This window comes from Oleiagrimonas sp., from assembly GCF_027858935.1.
Classification (GTDB): domain Bacteria; phylum Pseudomonadota; class Gammaproteobacteria; order Xanthomonadales; family Rhodanobacteraceae; genus Oleiagrimonas.
On the sequence record NZ_JAQIBU010000160.1, the window covers coordinates 1 to 3,249 of the forward strand.

The 3,249-nt window shown below is 58.8% G+C and carries 3 protein-coding genes; 1 reads left to right on the forward strand and 2 read right to left on the reverse strand.

The genetic code is table 11. The features are described from left to right. Together PF446_RS05855 and PF446_RS05860 are read right to left on the reverse strand one after the other, a co-directional pair. A partial coding sequence (locus tag PF446_RS05855; RefSeq protein ID WP_298070305.1) for a DUF202 domain-containing protein occupies window positions 1-212 on the reverse strand: 212 nt, incomplete at its 3' end. 294 nt (window positions 213-506) lie between these two features. Then, the gene (locus PF446_RS05860) at window positions 507-2,471 is read right to left on the reverse strand and encodes an alkaline phosphatase family protein (protein WP_298070306.1); all 1,965 of its coding nucleotides are present in this window, start codon (window positions 2,469-2,471) and stop codon (window positions 507-509) included. Between the two features lie 560 nt (window positions 2,472-3,031). Between PF446_RS05860 and PF446_RS05865 the strand changes: the two genes are divergently transcribed. Beyond that, on the forward strand, window positions 3,032-3,249 hold a 218-nt coding region (locus PF446_RS05865; protein WP_298070307.1), incomplete at its 3' end, for a hypothetical protein.

Consider the following 3,249-nt stretch of genomic DNA (forward strand, 5'->3'; position numbering starts at 1 on the left):
ATGAGTTCACCGATCGGAAGCGACATACTTGTCTGGTGGATATGAGTCCCTGGCTCCAGATGCGCGGCAAGCTCGCGCAACCACACGCCGAACTTGGCAATGACAAATCCTAGCGTCATGACGGAAATGCTCGTTCGCACCCACGCCAGGAACGTGCGTTCCGCTGCCAGGAATTCGGACGCCAGGTCTTTCTCAGGTATTTTCGCGATCATGTTGGATCTCCAGTCGAATTGCGGTCGCTGGACGCATCCGGCTGGGTGCTGGCGACTTGCCGCCGCCTATCGCATTTCCTCTTCGCCATCCCTGACCTGCGCCCCATCATGGGCCCAGGACTTTTCCAGTCGAGTCCGTTGGTGAATCCAGCTTCTTCGTTGACGTTTGCCCGGTCTGGCTTGTCTTGCCGATACTGCATCGCAAACTCCAGGGGCTTCAGCTTGCCCAGGGCGCTGTGGGGCCAAGCTGAGGAGGAGTGTGATGCGGCAAACAGCACATAGCTCAGCGCCTCCTCAATCGGGCGTCGGCTGAGTTTTTGGCCGAGGGTTGAAGTCGGCGGGAATGTCATTCGGTATTCCCAGTTGGTAATCCACGGGCACGATTCCGATTTGCTTGCAGCCGAAGTGCCCGGACAATTTCGAAGGCTGCGTGTCGACCAACTTCCAGGGAATCATGGCGTAGGAAGGGGGCAGCGGGGCAGCCTTGCCGGCGAGCCTGGCCGGATCAAATGCTCCGGTGAGATCGGTGACCCCAGGCGTCAACGCATCTTCGGGACCGAGGCCCTTCTGACCATACCTCTTCTCGCCGAGCTTGCGTGCTTTGAGCTCGTCGGGAAGCCTGGCCAGCGGAGTAAGGCCCATCACCTCGTCAACGAACTTCACCACCGAAGCGTGGCTGCCATGGCTATGGTCGATGTAGTGCACGCGTGCATAGGGTGAAATAAGGATCAGCGGCACACGTGGTCCGTCGGAAATCGGCACCGCGCTGGCGGCACCGGACAGGTTGGGCTGCTGGATGCGCACTGTCGGTGGCACATGATCGTAGTCGCCTTCCGAATCGTCCCAGGCGATGATGATGACACTCTGATCCCAGTAGCGGCTGTTCACAATCGTGTTTACGGAGCGTGCAACCAGCGCTTCGGAAATCATCGAATCCGAATAACCCGGGTGGTCATCGTCGCCCAGAAATATCGCACCGCCGTTGGGGTCGACCGGTTTGAGTCCGGCAATGTTCCTGTAGCCACCCTTCACGTAAAACACGCCGCCGGATGCAGGCAGAGCGCCATGTGCGACGTCGTGAAAGAAGTCGCCGAGACCGCGCAGATTCTTCCGCATCTTCGGGTTGTTCGATACATAGCCGAAATATTGCGGCCCGTTGTGATGCGTGATGTAGGAAGCATGCAGGCCCTCGGCGTCTGTGGGGTCCGCGCCGCCCGACGGTTCCTGGTCGTAGCCTTCTTCATACCAACGCCAGGCAACCGGTGCGAGGCCGCTGGCTGTTATTGCCTTGATGTCGTCGCGCACGTCGTCCAGATCGTAGCCTGGCATTTCGTCTTCCTTGGCAATCCTGCCTAGACTCCCTCGCGCCAGCGTGAGTGGAAGCGATGCATAGGTCTGGTTGTACTGCACCGCGGAGTGGTGGTACCTGGTGAAGTCGTAGGGATTGACGGGCACATGCTTGTGCTGGTCGAAAGGCGAACCCCAATAAGGATCGGCGTCATTGACGACCGGCTCGCCGGGACCATTGCCACCGTCGCCCGAATAGCCCTGCTCGGGATGTTCAACCCACTGCGTAACGCCCGTCTGCGCGGCGATGATATCGAGGTTACCCGGCGTGGACGGTCCGGTGATCAGCTGAAATATATTGTCCATCAGGACGAAGCGATCGGCGTAGCGCCAGAGGAACGGAACTGTGTCGCAATCCTCGTACGCCATCGTGAGTTCGCCGAACTGCTTGGCCTTCAGGGTCGGGAAACCATCGCCAGAGTACTTGCGCTCCTCGGACAAGGCATACCGATCCATGCGCGCGGTACCGTCAAGCACATGCATCTTCGAGGCGATGATCGCGTGCGAGTGATCGACGTCGTCGGTGTCGGCCGCGAACTGTGCCGGTCCGATCCGGAATGGATGAATGGTGGTTGCCGAGGCGTCCACATTCAGCAGCGGTTGATAGAATCCGGGGGTCTGCTTCGGCGGCTGGCTGAACAGACCGTTCGCGCCCGGAAAGGTGCCGAAGTAGGAATCGAAACTGCGATTTTCCTGGTACAGCACGAACACGTACTTGATGTGCTTTCGCAGGAGCGTCAGCAGTTGTGCATGCGAGAGGTGCGGCTCGTTCGCGGCCGATATCTCGTAGGGTTGCACATCGGGTCCTGGCGAGGTATCGATTTTCGGGTTCTGGCCCGCCGATGCCTGCAGGCTCAGTATGGCGATCGAAAAAAACGCAGCACAGATGCAGTAAAAGCTCTTCGATTGCACGAAACCCACCCTCCCTTCTGCGGGCACGATTCCCGCCAGGTGTTCAAGATTACCTGTTTAGATGACGCGATCATGACGCATTGCTGGTCCGGAGGTCTGCTCATGGGCAGCTTTTTCATTATTCGGGGCGCTATTTCTTGTTCACCACGGTCTACGGGGACAGCCGGAGCCTCCATTGCACCGCCAGCCGGACGCTTAATCCATTGGATCGATGCATGGCTGGCGCTGGTGACCCGCCTGGAGAGTGTCCGCCAACCCAGGGACCCATGGCGCCAGGCTGCGAGAAATACTGCCGTCGCGTCGAGCCTGCTTGAAACCGACACCCCCAATCATAGGCCCAGGACTTTTCCAGTCGAGTCCGTTTGTGATTCCCGGGCCAACGTCGGGGATGCACGTGACGCATCTGAAGTTGTTGGCCTGACAACTCCTCCAAGCCGACGCGACGCTTCCCCCGGGCGAGGGACGTGGTCAGGTTCGGACATCACGATGTCTGCTTTGGGTCGAGCAGCGAGGATCATCTGAGCATCGACTCGCGCTGCGATTCACTTTACCGTGCGACAATGAAACGTGACCCGATTTCACCGGGCCTTGTCCCACACTTTCTCGCCAAGGCCACCATGACGTCTGAAACTTCGAAGCCACCTGCAAATCACCGCCGGAGGAAAGCGGGGCTGCTGCAAATCAAACACTGGATATTCGCACTTTACGACCGGGCGATCGATTTCATCGTCATTGGCTTGGTGTTTGTGATGCTTGTGTTGCTCCTGCTGTCCTTCTT